The sequence below is a fragment of the Paraburkholderia sp. RCC_158 genome (assembly GCF_041355255.1).
GTDB classification, from domain to species: domain Bacteria; phylum Pseudomonadota; class Gammaproteobacteria; order Burkholderiales; family Burkholderiaceae; genus Paraburkholderia; species Paraburkholderia graminis.
Genome location: NZ_JBFUPM010000004.1, coordinates 57,854 through 75,823, shown reverse-complemented (window position 1 = coordinate 75,823; position 17,970 = coordinate 57,854). Strand labels below are relative to the sequence as shown.

Here is a 17,970-nt window from a genome sequence, read left to right as displayed (position 1 = left end):
CGTGCCGCGTCCTAAGCGGCACGCATAACGAAGAGTGCGGCATATCAACGGCGCGTCAAACGCGCGTCAGCGGCGCAGTGAAGCGCGTCCTGAATGCCGGTAATTTGTCCGCGCTTCGTGCTATAAACACCCCGGTAGATCCGGGGTGTTTTGCTTTGTGGAGGTCGACGTGGCGCCAGGGGGATTGTTCTGGTGGGTCGGGGCGGGCGTGCTGGTCGTGCTGGAATTGCTCAGCGGCACGTTCTATCTGCTGATGATCGCGCTCGGTTGCGTGGCGGCGGCCATCGCGCACATTGCCGGCGCCGCCGCCGACGTGCAGTTCGCCGTTGCCGCGGTCGTCGCGCTGGCGGCCGTGTTTGTGCTCAAGCGTTCGCGCTTTGGCCGCAGGACGCGCAAGGAAGCGTCCGCGAATCCGGACGTCAATCTCGACATCGGGCAGACGCTCAGTGTGCCCGCGTGGCACGAGCGTCGCGCGCGGGTCAGCTATCGCGGCGCGCAATGGGACGCGGAGCTCGCGCCCGGCGAGCCCGAAGACGCCCAAACCTACGAAATCATCGAACTGCACGGCAGTTGTCTTGTGGTCGCGGCGAAGCGGCCCGCGACGCATCATGTCAATACGCGGTGAGCGTCGGACATTCGCTGACTTGTTTGACCCAAACCAGTCAACCGAAGTAGTTAATCGAACTAATCAAACCAACTAAAGATTGGAGGGCGTAAATGGATTCGACCATTATCGGGGCGGTGCTGCTCGTCATCGTGATCGTGCTGGCGGCGCAGACCATCAAGATCGTGCCGCAGCAGCATGCGTGGGTGCTGGAGCGGCTCGGCCGCTATCACCGCACGCTGACGCCGGGCCTGAGCTTCGCGTTTCCTTTCGTCGACCGGATCGCGTACAAGCACATTCTCAAGGAAATTCCGCTCGAAGTGCCGAGCCAGGTCTGCATCACGCGCGACAACACGCAGTTGCAGGTGGACGGCGTGCTGTATTTCCAGGTGACCGATCCGATGAAGGCGTCGTATGGATCGAGCAACTTCGTGTTCGCGATCACGCAGTTGTCGCAGACCACGCTGCGCTCGGTGATCGGCAAGCTCGAACTCGACAAGACTTTCGAGGAGCGCGACTTCATCAATCACAGCATCGTCTCGTCACTCGATGAAGCCGCGGCGAACTGGGGCGTCAAAGTCCTACGCTACGAGATCAAAGATCTGACACCGCCGAAGGAAATCCTTCACGCGATGCAGGCGCAAATTACCGCCGAGCGCGAAAAGCGCGCGTTGATTGCAGCTTCGGAAGGGCGCAAGCAGGAGCAGATCAACATCGCGTCCGGCGGGCGCGAGGCGGCAATCCAGAAATCGGAAGGCGAGCGGCAGGCGGCGATCAACCAGGCGCAAGGGCAGGCCGCGGCGATTCTTGCGGTTGCCGAGGCCAATTCGCAAGCCATCCAGAAGATTGCTGCTGCGATTCAGTCGCATGGCGGCATGGAGGCGGTAAACCTGAAGGTCGCCGAGCAATACGTGAACGCGTTCGGCAATTTGGCGAAGCAGGGCACCACGCTGATCGTGCCAGGCAATCTCGCGGATATGAGTTCGATGATCGCTTCGGCGCTGACCATCGTGAACAAGGGCAAGAGCGGGGTGGCGGAGGCGCGCTGAGCGCCCGGTTGGTTTTGGATTAGGCGCCGTTGCGCCAACGCTGGTAAAAAAAATGGCCCGCAGCAAGCGGGCCATTTTCATCGTGCTCGGCAAACACTGCTCTGGCAGCGTCGCGGCAAACGCCCGCGCAAGACTCAGGTCGGCGAGCGCATCAAACGCGCCTTTTCGCGCTCCCAATCGCGCTTTTTCTCGGTTTCGCGCTTGTCGTGCATCTTCTTGCCCTTGGCGAGGCCGATCTCGCATTTGACGCGGCCGCCCTTGTAGTGAAAATTCAGCGGCACGAGCGTGTAGCCACGCTGTTCGACCTTGCCGATCAGCTTGCTAATTTCTTCGCTGTGCAAAAGGAGCTTGCGCGTGCGAACAGGGTCGGGGTTGATGTGGGTCGAGGCTTCGGGCAGCGGGCTGATGTGCGTGCCGATCAGGAACAGCTCGCCGTTCTTGATCACGACGTAACCTTCCTTGATCTGGCCGCGCCCGGCGCGCAGCGCCTTGACCTCCCATCCTTCGAGCACGAGCCCTGCTTCGTAACGTTCTTCGACCGAGTAGTCGTAGAACGCTTTTCTGTTGTCGATAATGCTCATGAATGGAAAGTGCCCAACTCGTTTAAAATCACGATTTTAGCAAAGCGGGGCAAGGAAAGCCCGCCGCGCCCGTCCACCCTTGCCACGTGCTGTTCAATTTATGGCAGATGTCCAGAAAACCGTGTTGATCCGCCATTCGGCGGAACAGATGTTCGACCTCGTCACCGACGTCGCCGATTACCCGAACTTCCTGCCCTGGTGCGGAGGCGTCGAGGTCCGTCATCGGGACGATACCAGCATGGAGGCGAAGATCGACATCAATTTCAAGGGCATCAAGCAGCACTTTGCGACGCGCAACAGCATGGAGCGGCCCACCCGCATCGACATGGAATTCGCCGACGGGCCGTTTCGCAAGTTCACCGGCTTCTGGCGCTTCACGCCGCTGCGCGCGGACGCCTGCAAGATCGAGTTCGCGCTGCACTACGAGTTCACCAACATCATCCTCGAAAAGATCATCGGGCCGGTGTTCAATCACATCGCCAATACATTCGTCGAATCTTTCGTGAAGCGCGCGGACCAGCGCTACGGCAAGGCATGAGCGGGCGTCTGTCCGTCCAGGTCTGTTATGCGCTCGCGAACGAACAGGCGCTCGTCGACGTGCAATTGCCGGCGGGCGCCACGCTCGCGCAGGCTATCGAGACGAGCGGCATTCTTCAGCGTTTTCCTCAGATCGATCTAGCGACGCAAAAAGTCGGCGTATTCGGCAAGCTCAAGCCGCTCGACACCGTGCTCGCCGATCACGACCGCGTCGAGATCTACCGGCCGCTGCTCGTGGACCCGAAGGTGTCACGCCAGCGTCGCGTCGAGAAGACCCGCAAGGCCGGCTCGATCGAAGGGCGTCGCTGGCAGAACAAGGATTCGCGTTAGGCGGGTAGGTTGCTCGGTGCGGGCTGCAATGCGGGGCGGCCCGTGGACCGTGCGTGCTAGGGCGCCGAACCCTGAGCCTTTTCTTCGACCGGCGCAGTGCCGCCGGAATCGTCGTCCGCATGCTGACGCACCGACCAGCACACGCCCGCCACCAGCAACAGAATCGCGGCGAGTTCGAGCGGCCGCGGCAGGCGCTCGTCGTAAATGAACGCGTAGAGCAGCGCGAACAGCGTTTCAAACACGATCATCTGACCGGATAGCGTCAACGGCAGCCGCTTCGACGCCGCATTCCACAGGCCGTTGCCAAGCCACGACGCGCCGATCGCGAGAACCAGATTGAGCGCCCAGAAGCTGTGCCAGCGGCTTTGCGCCAGTTCGCCCTGCGGGCCGCCCGGCGGCAGCGCGGCGATCGCGAGCCACAGCGCGGCGCCGAGCGCGCCCGTCACGACGCCCCACAGCACGGACCACTCGTTGCCGCTGAAATGCGTGTGCCGTTGCAGGTAGCGGGTGTTCTCGACCGCGAACCACGTCCAGCAGCCGAGCGCGCCGACTGCGCAGGCAAGGCCGAGCAGCTTCGTCAGGACGCCGGCGGGCGTGCCGTCGGCGGCCGTGAAGACGTCGATATTGATGCAGACGATGCCCGCCATCACGACCGCAAGCGGCCACGCGAGGCGCGCGAGCGGCACCGCGCCGCGGTCGCCGCGGCCCATCAGCGTGACCGTCACCGGCAATACGCCGACGATCAGCGACGCCGGCGCGATGCCGACGAGGTGCACCGCCGCCGTCAGCAGCAGGTAGTACAGGAGATTGCCGCCCAGCGCGAGCTTGACGAGCGCGACGAGGTCTTCGCGAGTCAGGCGCTTCAGCAGCGAACGCGCCGTGGGCAACGCCGCTGCGAGCGCGACCACGCCGTACATCGTGTAGCGGCCGGCCGACAGCAACAGCGGCGAAAAATCCGGCAGCACGCGCGGGACCAGAAACACCATGCCCCATAGGGCTCCGGCCATGACTCCATAGGCGACACCGCGCTGCATCGACTGCTCCTGCGAGAAAACTGGAATGGTCGCAAGCGTAGCCGGCCGGCGCGAGGGGCGTCTTGTTTGATTCTGCATTCGGGCCCGAGCAAACGAAACGCGATCGAACCCGAGGCGAACGGCGAAGCGAAATCAAGGGTGTAAAAGCCACGAAAAAATGCGCCCGAAATTCGCTAAGCTGCTGTTCGCGCAGTGAAAAGCGGGGAGGTATCGCGTATAATTCGCTTTTGCGCCTATAGGATTTGCCATGCGTCTGATCCAAACAGCACTCACGTTCGATGACGTGCTCCTCGTCCCGGCCTTCTCCGATGTTCTGCCGCGCGACACCAGCCTCAAGACCCGGCTGACCCGCAACATCTCCCTGAATATGCCGCTCGTGTCCGCCGCCATGGACACCGTCACCGAAGCCCGTCTCGCTATTGCGATGGCGCAAATGGGCGGCGTCGGCATCATCCACAAGAATCTCACGGCTGCCGAGCAGGCGCGTGAAGTGGCCAAGGTCAAGCGGTTCGAGTCAGGCGTGGTGCGCGATCCGATCACGGTACCGCCGCAAATGAAGGTGCGCGACGTCATCGCGCTGTCGCAGCAGCATGGCATTTCGGGCTTTCCGGTGGTGGAAGGCTCGCAGCTGATCGGAATCGTGACTAACCGCGACCTGCGTTTCGAGGAGCGTCTGGACGAGCCGGTGCGCAGCATCATGACGCCGCGCGAGCGCCTCGTGACCGTCAAGGAAGGCACGTCGCTCGCCGAGGCGAAGGCGCTGATGCACAGCCACCGCCTCGAGCGCGTGCTGGTCATCAACGACGCATTCGAGCTGCGCGGCCTGATGACGGTGAAAGACATCACCAAGCAGACCGAACACCCGGACGCCTGTAAGGACGAGCACGGCAAGCTGCGCGCGGGCGCGGCCGTCGGCGTCGGCGCGGACAACGAAGAGCGTGTCGAACTGCTGGTGCAGGCGGGCGTGGACGTGATCGTCGTCGACACCGCGCATGGCCACAGCAAGGGCGTGCTCGAGCGCGTGCGCTGGGTCAAGCAGAACTTCCCGCACGTCGAAGTGATCGGCGGCAACATCGCCACGGCAGCGGCGGCCAAGGCGCTCGTCGAATACGGCGCGGACGGCGTGAAGGTCGGCATCGGCCCGGGCTCGATCTGCACGACGCGAATCGTCGCCGGTGTCGGCGTGCCGCAGGTCACGGCAATCGCGAACGTGTCGGAAGCGCTCAAGGGCACGGGTGTGCCGGTCATCGCAGACGGCGGCGTGCGTTTCTCGGGCGACGTCAGCAAGGCGCTGGCAGCGGGCGCGAACGCCGTGATGATGGGCAGCATGTTCGCCGGCACGGAAGAAGCGCCGGGCGACGTGTTCCTCTATCAAGGCCGCCAGTACAAGTCGTACCGCGGCATGGGCTCGGTCGGCGCGATGAAGGATGGCGCCGCGGACCGCTACTTCCAGGACAACTCGGCGAATATCGACAAGCTGGTGCCGGAAGGCATCGAAGGCCGCGTCGCTTATAAGGGTTCCGTGAACGCGATCCTGTTCCAGTTGATCGGCGGCGTGCGCGCGAGCATGGGCTACTGCGGCTGCCGCACGATTGCCGAGATGAACGAGAAGGCCGAGTTCGTGCAGATCACGGGCGCGGGTTTGCGCGAGTCGCACGTGCACGATGTTCAGATCACCAAGGAAGCGCCCAACTACCACGTGGACTAAACGCCAATGAAGCCATTGCTGCGCGCTGTACTGATTGTCGATGCGCTGTTGCTGCTCGCGTTCGGCTTGCTGTTCCTGCTGACGCCCTGGACGTCGTTGTACAACGCGCTGCTGTTGGTGCAGACGCAGCCGGCTCTGGCCGGCCAGGCGTTTGGCCTGGCGCTCATCGGGCTCGCCTGGCTGGCGTTGCATGCGTCGATCGACGGGGCGCTGACTTCGTCGGTGGCACGCGTGGTCGGCCATGTGAACTGGCTGACCGGCGTGCTCATGCTGGTGTGGCTGCTCGGGCTGCATACGCCGTCGCTGAGCGCGTTCGGGGAGATCGTCGCGGTGCTGACCGGTGTCGTGCTGCTGGTGCTCGGTCTTGGCGGCGTGCGTTTGTCGGGCGCGGTGCGGCGGCGCGAGAAGCTGCGCGTCGCTGAGGCCGTTGCCGCTGAGCGCGCCGAAAAGCAGGCCGCTAAAGACGCCGCGAAAAACGCGGCGAACCTCGAGGCGAATCGCCGTGAACCGGTTGTGCCGGCTACGGCGGGGTTTCCGGTGTATCACGCGGAGCCGGTGGTTGAGCCTGTTATCGGTCGTGGCGTTGATCCGGTTGCAAGGCCTGGCGTGGCGCCTGTGGTGCCCGCGGCGTCTGAAGCGTCGCCGGTCAACCCGACGACCTCCGCCCATTTGCATGCCACGACGGGCGAAGTGCTGAGCCCATCGGAGCGAGCGGCACGCGCTGAAGCTGCTGCCGCACGCGACGATGCCCGCAATGCCGCTGACGACGCCGCGAATGCCCCACGGCCTCCGTTCCATGGTTGACGGGCCGCGCGCGACTCGTTTGCCGAAGCAACCGGAATCCGCACGCGCGCCGCACCGCAGCCTGGTGACCCATGTTGTGGCTTCGGGCGCAACGAGCGAACGTCACGCGGGCATCAGCATTGCGTTCCGCTTTCCCGCCGTTGCGCTTCACCGTCGCAAGCCCCGGCCGTTTGTTCCCTCGTGGACCGCTTTGAATTCAACGCCGCGCCGTACGCGCGGCATTCCGTATCCGCTCACTTTTGACATCGTCCGCTGCCATGCATGACAAGATCCTGATCCTCGACTTCGGTTCGCAAGTCACCCAACTGATTGCACGTCGTGTTCGCGAAGCCAACGTGTATTCGGAAATCCATCCGTATGACGTCGATGCTTCGTTCATCCGCGACTTTGCGCCGAAGGGCGTGATCCTGTCGGGCGGACCGAGCTCGGTCACTGAAACCGACACGCCGCGCGTCCCGCAAGTGGTGTTCGAACTCGGCGTGCCCGTGCTCGGCATCTGCTACGGCATGCAGGCCATGGCCGAGCAACTGGGCGGCCGGGTCGACATCGGCCATCTGCGTGAGTTCGGTTATGCCGAAGTGCGCGCGCGCAATCACACGAGCCTGCTCGAAGGCATCAGCGACTTCACGACGCCCGAAGGCCACGGCATGCTGAAGGTGTGGATGAGCCACGGCGACAAGGTGCTGGAAATGCCGCCGGGGTTCGCGCTGATGGCATCGACGGAATCGTGCCCGATCGCCGCGATGGCCGATGAGCAGCGTCATTTCTATGGTCTGCAATGGCACCCGGAAGTCACGCACACCGTGCAAGGCCGCGCGATGCTCGAGCGCTTCGTGCTGCAGATTTGCGGCGCGCGTCCCGATTGGGAAATGGGGCATTACATCGACGAGGCGGTCGCGAAAATTCGCGAGCAGGTCGGTAACGAGCACGTGATTCTGGGTCTGTCGGGCGGCGTGGATTCGTCGGTCGCGGCGGCGCTGCTGCATCGCGCGATTGGCGATCAACTGACGTGCGTGTTTGTCGATCATGGGCTGTTGCGCCTGAACGAAGCCGAACAGGTCATGGCCACGTTCGCGGATCACCTGGGCGTGAAGGTGATTCACGTCGACGCGAGCGATGTGTTCCTGCGCAAGCTGGAAGGCGTGACCGATCCGGAAGCGAAGCGCAAGATCATCGGCGCGGAATTCGTCGAAGTGTTCCAGACGGAAGCCGGCAAGCTGACCGACGCAAAGTGGCTCGCGCAAGGCACGATCTATCCGGACGTGATCGAATCGGCGGGCAAGGGCAAGAAGGCGACGCAGACCATCAAGAGCCACCACAACGTGGGCGGCCTGCCGGAGACGCTGAACCTGAAGCTGCTCGAGCCGCTGCGCGAACTGTTCAAGGACGAAGTGCGCGAACTCGGCGTGAAGCTCGGTTTGCCGCCGGCGATGGTGTATCGCCATCCGTTCCCCGGTCCCGGTCTTGGCGTGCGGATTCTCGGCGAAGTGAAGCGCGAGTTTGCGGACCTGCTGCGTCGCGCGGACGCGATTTTCATCGAGACGCTGCGCACGTTCATCGACAAGGAAACCGGCAAGTCCTGGTACGATTTGACGAGCCAGGCGTTCGCGGTGTTTCTGCCGGTGAAGAGCGTCGGCGTGATGGGCGACGGCCGGACTTACGAGTATGTGGTCGCGCTGCGCGCGGTGCAGACGCTCGACTTCATGACCGCGCATTGGGCGCATCTGCCGCACGAGTTGCTGGGGCATGTGTCGAACCGCATTATTAATGAAGTGCGCGGGATTAACCGGGTGGTGTACGACATTTCGGGGAAGCCGCCGGCGACGATTGAGTGGGAGTGATTTAGACTGCTCCCAAGTCGTTCGGAGAGGTCCGATTTTCCATGTTTTTCCTTTTAAAACATGGGGTTATTGTCCGGTGTGGTCTACTGTGATCCGGGCAATGCCAGATAGAAATGTCGGTATAGGTGACGGTACCGACATTTCTTCCTCGGACGGCCTTGTCCGATACCGTCGAATCAGCCTGACGGTATTGGTTGACGGTATACGTTCGAGGAGTCCCTATGCTCACAGACATGCAGTTACGAGCGCTGAAGCCGGCTCAGAAGATCTTTAAGATTGCCGATCAGCGCTGGCTATATGCGGCAGTGACGCCTTCAGGCACGGTGAGCTTCCGGTACGACTACCGGGTGAACGGTCGCCGGGAAACCCTGGTTATAGGCCGCTACGATCCATCACTTTCCGCACGGAGGCCACGCAGGCCAGACGAACTCGGATTCGGAATGACTATCGAGGCGCTGACGTTTGGTAAGTGGGCGGAGAAATACTTTGTGGAGACTGCTCTTGCCGACTCCACACGGGCGATGCGCAAATCGGTATACGAGCGGAATCTCGCTTCGGAATTTGGCCGGCTGAAGTTGGAAGAGATCACGCCCGCACGACTGATGGCGCGCTGCGCGAAGATCAAGGAGAGGGGCGCTGCTGCCCCTGCCGCGCAGGCGCGTGACATCGTTCTGCAGGTTTACCGTTTCGTGCAGGCACGGGGACTAAAGGTGGACAATCCTGCGGAGGCCATCCGCCCGTCTGCGATCGCCAGCTTCAAGCCGCGCGATCGGACACTGTCGCCTGCTGAAATCCATGTGTTTTTCAGTGCATTGGACAGACGCCGACGATGCCTACGCTGCGCCTTGCTATCAGGTTCATGCTGCTCACGCTGGTGCGCAAGTCCGAGTTCATTCTGGCGATGTGGGGTGAGATAGATTTCGACGCCGCAGTCTGGACAATTCCGAAGGAACGGATGAAGGCCGGTCGCCCCCACATTGTCTATCTGAGCCAATAGGCTCTGGACATTCTGGTCGCATTCAAGACGTGCTTCGGAGCGAGTTCATACGTGCATCCCGGCCGCTATGAGACGGCCTCCCCAATAAGTATGGCGACTCTGAACCGCGTCATTGACAGCACCGTCAAGCTGATACGCGACGACGGGACAGATTCCGATCCTTTCACGGTACATGATCTGCGTCGGACGGCCAGCACGTCTTGCACGAAGCAGAGTTCAACACCGACTGGATCGAGAAATGCCTCGCTCATGAACAGCGTGGCGTGCGCGCGGTCTACAACAAGGCAGAGTATGCAGAGCAGAGGAGGGCGATGCTCCAGGCGTGGGCAGATATGCTCGACGGCTGGATTGCTACGAATCCAAAGGCGAGCGTCCTAGCGCTGGCGCAGCCAGCCAAGACTCGTGAGTACATCGCTTGAGCTCGAACTTCTGTGTGCTCAAGAATGTACCCGTTTGCACTTGAATCGCCATGTTTGACGCTGGACGGCAAGAAACAGAATTTGGTAGTACGTAGAAAAATTTTTCTTGATGAGTCGGACTCCTATTTATCCTTCCAAACATTGCTTGGTGCCAGGAGAGGACTCGAGTGTAGTGTGGAAACAACTGTTTTCAAACAGAAAATTCAGTAGTGTGTCGTCTGTTATACGTACATGTATACGCAAAACGACTGGATTTCAGAGGATGCTGTTCGTTTGTTGAAATTGTTCCTGTGCCGCGAAGCCGCCGGTCAGGCTCGTATGGTTGCGGCGATCCGTACCTTGCACGAGCTGCAGCTGGTAGGAGGTTAAGATTCTCTTTCTCCCACCAAGGCAATCAGGGCCTTATGGACGCATGTCCATATAGCTTTTTTCGTTTGAGGCTGAGTTTTTCCCGAGGCGGCTGAAAACGGTACATCAAGCTTCGATCGGACATTCGAGCGCCAGTAAACTACCTAGAGCGACCACTCAATCGGCTCTAGCAATATTCGGTCGGCGCATGAGTATCGCTGAAAGCGACCCGGCGCCCGGGAGGCCAATGGACGCCACAGGAACCGTCGTTCGAGCGACCGTCAGTCGGGTGATGCGCCAGCACATCCTGGGCTCAAGGTTCATAGTGGCGCTTGCCATTTTGCCTGTGCGCGGCTTGAGTCGAACGCCGAGCGTTAGCCGCCTTAACGGTCCACACAGCCTTATATGGACACCGCCCGGTTTGCCAAGTCGATCTTGATGTGATGCGGTAACGAGGTATCGGCTGCGGTCTTATATCCGGCTTCCCTCAACATCGCATTCCAACTCTCCAAGCATCTTCATCGCCTCGATGACGTCAAGCGCCTGACCAGTTTTGACTTCTTGGCCGACGTCAACGAAAGGTTTGTCCCCGGGTTGCTCGCATGTGCGCGCTCCGGATAGTGGTCACGGACCGATCATCTGATGACTGGCTTGATCGGGCCAAGCTGATTGAAGCGTCAAAGCCACTGGCACAAGAATCCAGGCTGGTTGCCGGTGCTTCCGGGTAACCGGAAAGCAATGTCCAACAGTTGTTAGCGAGGCTTTACCACTGATGATGGACAAACGGTGCGATCTTTTGCAGATATAGCGCGCGAAGGACCTCCATGGCCGAATCTGTGAGGGGCGGCAGTTCGCTCGCCTCAGAGTTTGCTTTGGCTTGCGCCGCGTTCTTCGCTCCTGGGATGACAGTCGTCACCCCATCGTTCATGAGGATCCAGCGAAGCGCGAACTGCGCCATCGTGGCATTTTGCGGTACGAGTGAGCGGATCTCCTCGACGGCGTCCAGCGCGACGTCATAAGGAACGCCGGCAAAGGTCTCGCCCTTGTCGAAGGCCTCGCCGTTACGATTGAAAAGGCGATGGTCATTGGCCGCAAACGTCGTCTCGCGCGTCATTTTTCCGGTGAGCAGGCCCGACGCAAGAGGTACCCGGATAATGACGGCGATTCCTCGGTCGCGAGCTTCCTGAATGAAGCGGGCAGGCCTTTGCCTGAAAATGTTGTAGATGATCTGTACCGACTTCACGCCCGGATATTCGATCGCTTTCAGACCTTCTTCGACTTTCTCGACCGACACACCGTAGCTGCTGATCTTTCCCGCTGCGATCATGCGGTCCATCGCATCGAAAACCTCCGGCCGGTAATAGACCTCGGTCGGTGGACAATGAAGCTGTACGAGATCGAGCCGCTCCATCTCCAGGTTCTTCAAGGACCGGTCGACAAAAGCATTCAGATTCGCTGCGGTGTAGCCTTGTGCGACGTGAGGGTCGAGTCTCCGCCCGGCCTTGGTCGCCACGAAGGGTCGCGGCCCCGAGCGTTCCTTGAGCACGTCCGCGATGATCCGCTCCGAGCGGCCGTCGCCGTAAACGTCGGCGGTGTCAATGAAGGTTGTACCGTTATCGAGCGCTGCATGCAGAGCCGCCTTTGCATCACTCTCGGCGACGTCGCCCCATGAACCTCCAATGGCCCACGCTCCAAACCCGATTTCAGAGACGCTCTTTTCTGCGTGTCCGAATTTCCGTTGTTTCATCTTGATTCTCCGTTCATGGCATGAGTTGTCCGCCGTTGACCTCGATAATCTGCCCCGTGATGTATCCCGACATGGCGGGAGACGCGAGGAATAGGAACGCGCCGACGCACTCCTCCGGCAGGCCTTCTCTGCCCATCGGCACCGTGGCAGTCTGCGACGCCCAGATTTCCGGCGGCGTGTATTTGTCGTGGAACGGCGTCTGTATGAGTCCGGGTGCTACTGCGTTGACCCGGATTCCGTCGTGTACGAATTCCTTTGCGTGGCCACGGGTCAAACTGCTGACAAAGCTTTTTGAGGCCGCGTAAAGCACCGCTCCTGCGCCGCCGCCCGTACGCGCGGCAACGGACGACGTATTGATGACGTACCCACCGGACTCCTTGAGAAACGGATGGGCAGCCGAGGTCGCTTCCCAAACCGATCTTGCGTTCAGATTGACGACGCGTTCAAAGTGGCTGGCCGAGGCGCTTATAGATGTCAACCGTCCCAACATGGCGCCGGCGTTATTGATGAGCCCATCGAGTCCGCCTAGCAGTTGCGCCGCTTCCTTCACGACCCGTGATGCTTCGCCCGGCTCGCTGACGTCACCGTGGACAAGATGAATGCGCTCCGGCGATTCCGCACGCAGCGCTTGCGCAGCCGCTTCGCTCTCGTTGAAATGCGCGACCACGTGCGCGCCCTGTGCGGCGAATGCGCGAACAACAGCCGCTCCTATTCCAGTCGACCCGCCCGTGACGAGAATTCTCGTATCTTTCAGATCGCCGATCTGTAGTTGCTCAAGTCCATGCATGGAATTCCTCCGAATGGATATACACGAGCGGGGCATACGCCGCAGCGCCCAAAGTCCTCGACGAAGAAAATGATTACATACCGTAGAATGAAACGGATTCACTGGAACGATGAACGGCATTCATCATGGCAAAGAACGACCGGATCGATTTTGCGGACTTAAGGCTGTTTCTTGCGATAGTCAGGTGCCGGAGTTTCCGGCTGACTGCAATCGAACTCGGGCAGACGCCGTCAGCAGTCAGTCACGCGATGCGGAGGCTGGAAGACCGCCTGGGCGCAAAGCTGCTTAACCGGACGAGCAGGGCGGTTTCGCCCACGGAGGCGGGGCTCGATCTCGCTTCCCGGCTGGAAGACGGCTTCAATCAGATCGGCTCCGCTCTCGAGAGTTTTGAAGCGCCGGGTACCGCGCGACTCGGCTCTTTACGCCTGAATGTTTTCGCGGATGCCGCCCACTTGCTGGTCGCACCGGCATTGCCGGAATTCGCACGCCTGTGCCCCGATGTGCAGCTTACGGTCGTGGTCGACAACCGGCCGATCGACATCGTTGCAGAAGGATACGACGCCGGGATTCGCTACGGTCATCATGTTCCCGAAGACATGATCGCGGTGCCGCTTACCGGCCCACAGCAATGGGTGATGGCCGCGTCGCCCGCCTACCTGAAGAAACACGGCACTCCTCGTCACGTCAGCGAACTGGCTGATCACAACTGCCTTCAGCTTTTGCTCGGTGACAATTCGAGCTATCGTTGGGAAGTCAGCGTTGCAGGTAAAAAAACCCCGATCCGAGTGCCGGGGTCGATCACGATCAACGATACCGCGACCACGATTAGCGCGTGCAAGGCAGGAATGGGTATAGCGTATCTACTCGAGGCTCGAATCGCCGATGAGCTGGCGCGGCGTACCCTGAGAGTTGTTCTCGAAGACCATGCGTGCGCAGAGGATCCACTCCATATGTACTACAGTGGTCGTCGATACAACCACCCGGCGTTGCTTAGCTTGATCAATATCATCCGGAAACAGCAGTCACTCGCGAAGATTTCAAGGTCGCGTGAGTGAGCCGGACCTGCGCCGCCAATTGCTGCCGTTGCCTTTGCGACAAAGATTCATTTGACGTGGATGTTCGTCATGCTGCCCGTCGCACGCGTTCGCATGCGACGGACGAGCGCTCCGATGCCGTTAGTGAGCAGCCGGCTCGTTCCTCCCCAGGCTGGCGGGCGCCGCAGCTGATAACCTCGTTTGCCCGGAAGCCGGCATGGCTCTGGAAAAGATGCCTGGCGGTGCGGCGTTTGCGCGGAAGTACGAGGTGCGTTTCCATCAGCCATTACAGGTTTATGCGCCCTTTGCCTATGTCGCGCAGCGTGACAAGATAGAAGCTCTTGAAGGTTCCCATCTGGATGGCACCGATGGCAAATTCCATGACCTTTGAATCGGGGAATGACAGTATCTTCATACTTCCACCCCCACGAAGCTCTTCCAGGTTGGGTGCGCTGGTGAGGCAGGTTGCAACTTCAGTGAGCGTTCGGGATGTTGACGCATCGACACGTGCCGATCGTTCTCGAATTGCCCCTGTTGAGATGCCTTGGCATCCGCAAATCAGTAAGCACAAGCCTCCAACAATGATCCACTTCACTCTTTGATCCTTCTTTTGGTTGTGTCAGCAACTTCTGGGGACCGTCAGCGTTTATGTGTTGCCAAACCGTTTCCGGTTAACGACCGGCCACAGCGCCAACGCGACGATTGCTATTTTTCACTGGTCCTTCGATATTATTGAAAAGAAGCGTCTGATCTCGGTGCTTCGTTATTGTCGGCGTAACGAAGCGCTTTCTCTAGACGGTCCCGCACGGTTGCCCAAAAGCAACAAGATTGTGATCGCTGAAACTTGACGTCTGTGCGCCGAGAGCGCAATACCAGTAGCCGCCGCCGTACCTGGAAGCGGCCATCGAAACTGCTCGAAGCTGAACGGCTGCAGGTGGGTCCGAATGCCGCCAACCGCGTCGGCCGGCAGACGGCGATGAGCCGCGGTTTCTATTCGGCGTCTCTCGAACGTTCAGACATTGGCTACAGACCGTAACCGGTGAGACCGGCACGAAAAGGGTGCTCCAAGAGCTCCGTCAGTGAGCTCGCAATTTCATGTTTGAGGATTCGCTCGCTGGATAATCAGCTGGGACTATGTCTTTCAACATGCAAGCAACGCGACTCTACTATCCTGAGCTTGCGCACCCGAATGGGCTTCTCGATGATGGTTCGGACAAAGCGCAGGAATCGTTGCTGTGCGTCAGCTCGGCGCAGTGGGCGACATGATGGGCTACGACTTCATCGATCTCGCCGGACAGCCCGCGCGCACTCCGTTTGCGCACCGTGTGATCGGGCTCTCGTTCGAAGATCTCGTGCGCATTCCCTATGTTATTGCTGTTGCCAGCGAGATACCGAGACTACTGCGGTGCTTGGCGCACTGCGCACCGGCGCCATTAACACGCTCGCGACGACCGAGGCGATCGCCCAGTCAGTGCTGAGTCTGGATGCGGCGACCATGCCTCGGCATGGCGCAGGATCCGAAGCGGCAAGCGCGACGTAAGCACCTACGTGTACCGGTGCACGCGCCCGCCGCGCCAGATCGGTAGACGGGAAAGCGGGCACGCTGTCCGGCCGGCGAGGCGATCCGCTGCAAACGGGCTGCAAACGGGCTGCAGACAGGCGGCAAACCGGCCGCGATGGCGCGTCCTGGTTTTCATGCTGCCGGTCCACATCCCCCCACCCGAAGGTGCAATTGCACGCGGCGCGCTCAACGGGCTACCCCCGTATCGCAAGCCGCCGCTTGGCGCTGCGATTTCAGATCGCGCGCGGTCGCACCATCGACTGGCTGCGCCAGTAGTCGAACAGCGTTTCCGGACTGTTCACGCCGCCGCCCATGCCGCTACTATTGATTCCGCCGTAGGGCACCCCGTGCGGAAACACGTTGTGCGCGTTAATCCAGCTATTGCCGGCCACCATCGCTTCCGCAACCCGCGTCGCGCGTTGCAGGTCTGCGCTCCATACACTGTTGGCAAGGCCGTAGTCCGTGGCGTTAGCGAGTTCGACCGCATGCGCCTCATCGCGAAACGTTGTGAGAAACGCCACCGGTCCGAAGATTTCCTCCCGGGATGCGACGTTCGCGGGGTCGCCCGCGAGCAGCGCCGGCTTCACATAGAAACCGTCGAAACCCGGCACGTCAGCCGGTCCGCCTGCGAGCAGCGCCCGCGCGCCCTCTGCCTGACCGCGCGCGAGATAACCGAGCACCCGGGCGCGCTGCCGCGCATTGACGACGGGTCCCATCTGCGACGCCTCATCCAGCTGATATCCGACACGCACGTCGGCGAGGCGTTTCGCACAAGCATCGGCAAAGCGGTCGTGGATGCGTTCGTGCACGAGCCAGCGCGTCGCATCGCAACACACCTGGCCCGCGTGAGTGGTAATCGCGATAGCGAGCTTCTCAGCAGTTGCGTCGATGTCGACGTCGTCGAACACCACGGCCGCGCCTTTGCCGCCGAGCTCGAGCTTGCACGGGGTGAGGTTTGCGCCGCATGCGGCGCCGACGAGCCGTCCGACCTCCGGCGACCCAGTGAACGAAAAGCGCTTCAGGCGCGAATGTGCGGCGAGCGCGGCGCCTGCCGTCTGGCCGTGTCCCGTGACCACGTTGATGACGCCGTCAGGGAAGCCGATTTCGCGTGCGAGTCGGGCAAGGTAAATCGCCGACAGGGGCGTGTCCTCGGCGGGCTTGATGACGACGGTATTGCCCGCCGCTAGCGCGGGCGGCACGCCCCAGCCGATCAGCAGGATCGGGAAGTTCCACGGGAAGATGAAGCCGCACGGGCCCCACGGCTCGCGCGTGGTCCATGCGTCGTACCCGGAGACTGCTAGCGTCGTACGGCGCGTGGCGTGCAGTGCCATGTCCGTGAAATAGCGCAGTGTGTCGATGCACACCTGCACGTCCTGCTCGGCGGCCCGCACCAGTTTGCCGGCGTCGAGCGCCTCTATCTGCGCGAGGATTGGCTTGCGCGCTTCCAGCGCATCCGCGAGCCGATGCAGATGAACAGCGCGCTCGCTCGCAGCGAGCGCGGACCACGTGGGAAACGCGGCCGCGGCGGCGCTCACCGCGTCGTCGATATCCGCGCCGCCGAGCGCGCTGACCTGTGCGAGGTGGCGCGCACTGCCTGGATCGAACGTATCGAAACTGGTGCCGTCGCGTGCGAGCGCATCGCGCCCGCCGATGACAGAGGCAATCGGCGCGCCCGAGAGAAATTCGGCAACTTCGGGTAGCAGCGGAAAAGAGCTTGCAGCGTTCATTTGAGTCCCCGCATTGGATAAGAGAACAGCGGTACACGCGCGCGCCGCCAGCAGACCAGCGCGCGCAAGGAGAAAGAATGGCGCATAGGCGCAGAGGTGGCGCGCGCTCAGAGGAACGTCAAAGACACCGTTCCAAAACCTGTGAACGATCCGGTGACGCTCGCGCCGCTGTCAATGCGCTGAAGACCGGTGTACGTGCCGGTCGTTACGAACCGCCCGGCCGGCACACCCGCATCGCGACGGAAGGCATTGACGAGCGCGATGGCCGGCAGGAGCGGGTCGCCGCTCGCATGGCCGCCGGTGCGCTCAACCCTCACGGCATCGCCGACGGATAAGCGCGCTTCGAGCGTCGCCAGATCGAATGTGCGCCAGTCCGCGCGCGCATCCCCGGCGACGAACGCGCCGTTCGACACGCAGTCGGCCGCGCGATGCAGCCACGGGGCGTCCGCATAACTAGTGAAGCGCGAATCGACGATCTCGAACGCGACGAACGCGTTCACCGCATCGGCGACCTCGTCGTAGGTGTAGTCGAGCGCGCGCGGCGGCAACGCGCGCTCGAAGCGGAAGGCGATCTCCAGTTCCACCGCGCGCATTGGCACGAGCGCGCCGTCGATCGACGCAGGGCTCGCGAGCACGCGCGAACCCAGAATCGCGCCGCGCACGAATTCGCCCGCAGGCGAAGTCGTCACCTTCCAGCCGGCAACCTGTTCGCCGAGCAGCGAGACGGTCGCGTCCTGAATCGCGTGGACGTCAGCGGCGCTTTGCGGCGCCGCATGCGCATCGAGTTCCGCAAGCGGCAAGCGAGTGACGCGCGCCTCGGCGAGCTGCCGCGCCGCATGCGCGATGGTTTCGGGTTTCATCG

17 protein-coding genes and 3 pseudogenes are annotated in these 17,970 nt (G+C 61.5%); 13 read left to right on the top strand and 7 right to left on the bottom strand.

Annotation, left to right across the window (positions count from 1 at the left end; genetic code table 11):
• Window positions 1-169: 169 nt before the first annotated feature.
• Both AB6809_RS09795 and AB6809_RS09790 read left to right on the top strand, forming a co-directional pair.
• The gene (locus AB6809_RS09795; protein ID WP_029970857.1) at window positions 170-625 is read left to right on the top strand and encodes an NfeD family protein; all 456 of its coding nucleotides are present in this window, start codon (window positions 170-172) and stop codon (window positions 623-625) included.
• 92 nt (window positions 626-717) lie between these two features.
• A complete protein-coding gene (locus AB6809_RS09790) occupies window positions 718-1,653 on the top strand; it encodes an SPFH domain-containing protein (protein WP_006048692.1) in 936 nt (311 codons plus the stop codon).
• Between the two features lie 134 nt (window positions 1,654-1,787).
• Here the strand turns inward: AB6809_RS09790 and smpB are convergent, their stop codons facing one another.
• Window positions 1,788-2,234 carry an SsrA-binding protein SmpB gene (gene smpB, locus AB6809_RS09785; RefSeq protein ID WP_006048693.1) on the bottom strand — a complete coding sequence of 149 codons (447 nt, stop codon included), beginning with the start codon at window positions 2,232-2,234 and terminating at the stop codon, window positions 1,788-1,790.
• A 100-nt stretch (window positions 2,235-2,334) separates the two neighbouring features.
• On the opposite strand from smpB, the gene AB6809_RS09780 reads away from it, so the two are divergent.
• Window positions 2,335-2,772, top strand: coding sequence for a type II toxin-antitoxin system RatA family toxin (locus AB6809_RS09780; protein ID WP_006048694.1), 438 nt, complete (start codon window positions 2,335-2,337; stop codon window positions 2,770-2,772).
• Entirely contained in the window at window positions 2,769-3,101 is a 333-nt protein-coding gene (locus AB6809_RS09775) for an RnfH family protein (RefSeq protein WP_371026503.1), read from the top strand. Before AB6809_RS09780 ends, AB6809_RS09775 begins: the two co-directional genes overlap by 4 nt.
• Window positions 3,102-3,157: 56 nt before the next feature.
• Here AB6809_RS09775 and AB6809_RS09770 read toward each other — a convergent pair whose 3' ends face one another.
• Window positions 3,158-4,135, bottom strand: a complete 978-nt coding sequence (locus AB6809_RS09770; RefSeq protein WP_006048696.1) for a DMT family transporter — start codon at window positions 4,133-4,135, stop codon at window positions 3,158-3,160.
• A 247-nt stretch (window positions 4,136-4,382) separates the two neighbouring features.
• Here AB6809_RS09770 and guaB point away from each other — a divergent pair, with 247 nt between their 5' ends.
• From guaB to AB6809_RS09740, 6 genes are all read left to right on the top strand, one after another.
• The gene (guaB, locus tag AB6809_RS09765; RefSeq protein ID WP_006048697.1) at window positions 4,383-5,843 is read left to right on the top strand and encodes an IMP dehydrogenase; all 1,461 of its coding nucleotides are present in this window, start codon (window positions 4,383-4,385) and stop codon (window positions 5,841-5,843) included.
• 6 nt (window positions 5,844-5,849) lie between these two features.
• On the top strand, window positions 5,850-6,647 hold the full coding sequence (locus AB6809_RS09760; RefSeq protein WP_371026502.1) for a hypothetical protein: 798 nt from the start codon (window positions 5,850-5,852) through the stop codon (window positions 6,645-6,647).
• 257 nt (window positions 6,648-6,904) lie between these two features.
• Entirely contained in the window at window positions 6,905-8,488 is a 1,584-nt protein-coding gene (gene guaA / locus AB6809_RS09755; protein ID WP_006048699.1) for a glutamine-hydrolyzing GMP synthase, read from the top strand.
• Window positions 8,489-8,709: 221 nt separating this feature from the next.
• Window positions 8,710-9,405 (top strand): tyrosine-type recombinase/integrase, encoded by a 696-nt coding sequence (locus tag AB6809_RS09750; RefSeq protein WP_371026501.1) that lies wholly within the window; start codon window positions 8,710-8,712, stop codon window positions 9,403-9,405.
• Window positions 9,348-9,485, top strand: coding sequence for a tyrosine-type recombinase/integrase (locus AB6809_RS09745; protein ID WP_006048701.1), 138 nt, complete (start codon window positions 9,348-9,350; stop codon window positions 9,483-9,485). The genes AB6809_RS09750 and AB6809_RS09745 overlap by 58 nt, the downstream gene beginning before the upstream one ends.
• A 200-nt stretch (window positions 9,486-9,685) precedes the next feature.
• Complete coding sequence (locus AB6809_RS09740; protein WP_371026500.1) at window positions 9,686-9,904, top strand: hypothetical protein; 219 nt, start codon at window positions 9,686-9,688, stop codon at window positions 9,902-9,904.
• A gap of 819 nt (window positions 9,905-10,723) precedes the next feature.
• Here AB6809_RS09740 and AB6809_RS09735 read toward each other — a convergent pair.
• The 3 genes and pseudogenes from AB6809_RS09735 to AB6809_RS09725 all read right to left on the bottom strand — a co-directional run.
• A pseudogene (locus AB6809_RS09735) lies at window positions 10,724-10,831 on the bottom strand (biotin/lipoyl-containing protein); the annotation flags it as partial.
• A gap of 184 nt (window positions 10,832-11,015) precedes the next feature.
• Window positions 11,016-11,999, bottom strand: coding sequence for an aldo/keto reductase (locus AB6809_RS09730; protein WP_371026499.1), 984 nt, complete (start codon window positions 11,997-11,999; stop codon window positions 11,016-11,018).
• 13 nt (window positions 12,000-12,012) lie between these two features.
• Window positions 12,013-12,786: an SDR family NAD(P)-dependent oxidoreductase gene (locus AB6809_RS09725; RefSeq protein WP_029970863.1), complete on the bottom strand. Its 774-nt coding sequence runs from the start codon at window positions 12,784-12,786 to the stop codon at window positions 12,013-12,015.
• 125 nt (window positions 12,787-12,911) lie between these two features.
• Here AB6809_RS09725 and AB6809_RS09720 point away from each other — a divergent pair, with 125 nt between their 5' ends.
• The 3 genes and pseudogenes from AB6809_RS09720 to AB6809_RS09710 form a co-directional block, all read left to right on the top strand.
• Window positions 12,912-13,841 (top strand): LysR family transcriptional regulator, encoded by a 930-nt coding sequence (locus AB6809_RS09720; protein ID WP_006048705.1) that lies wholly within the window; start codon window positions 12,912-12,914, stop codon window positions 13,839-13,841.
• Between the two features lie 142 nt (window positions 13,842-13,983).
• Window positions 13,984-14,166, top strand: a pseudogene (locus AB6809_RS09715) (branched-chain amino acid ABC transporter substrate-binding protein); the annotation flags it as partial.
• 898 nt (window positions 14,167-15,064) lie between these two features.
• Window positions 15,065-15,360 (top strand): annotated as a pseudogene (locus AB6809_RS09710) (sugar-binding domain-containing protein); the annotation flags it as partial.
• 254 nt (window positions 15,361-15,614) lie between these two features.
• On the opposite strand, the gene AB6809_RS09705 reads toward AB6809_RS09710, so the two are convergent.
• Entirely contained in the window at window positions 15,615-17,108 is a 1,494-nt protein-coding gene (locus AB6809_RS09705) for an aldehyde dehydrogenase (protein WP_371026497.1), read from the bottom strand.
• Window positions 17,109-17,215: 107 nt separating this feature from the next.
• Window positions 17,216-17,968 carry a 2-keto-4-pentenoate hydratase gene (locus tag AB6809_RS09700; protein WP_371026496.1) on the bottom strand — a complete coding sequence of 251 codons (753 nt, stop codon included), beginning with the start codon at window positions 17,966-17,968 and terminating at the stop codon, window positions 17,216-17,218.
• Window positions 17,969-17,970 lie beyond the last annotated feature (2 nt).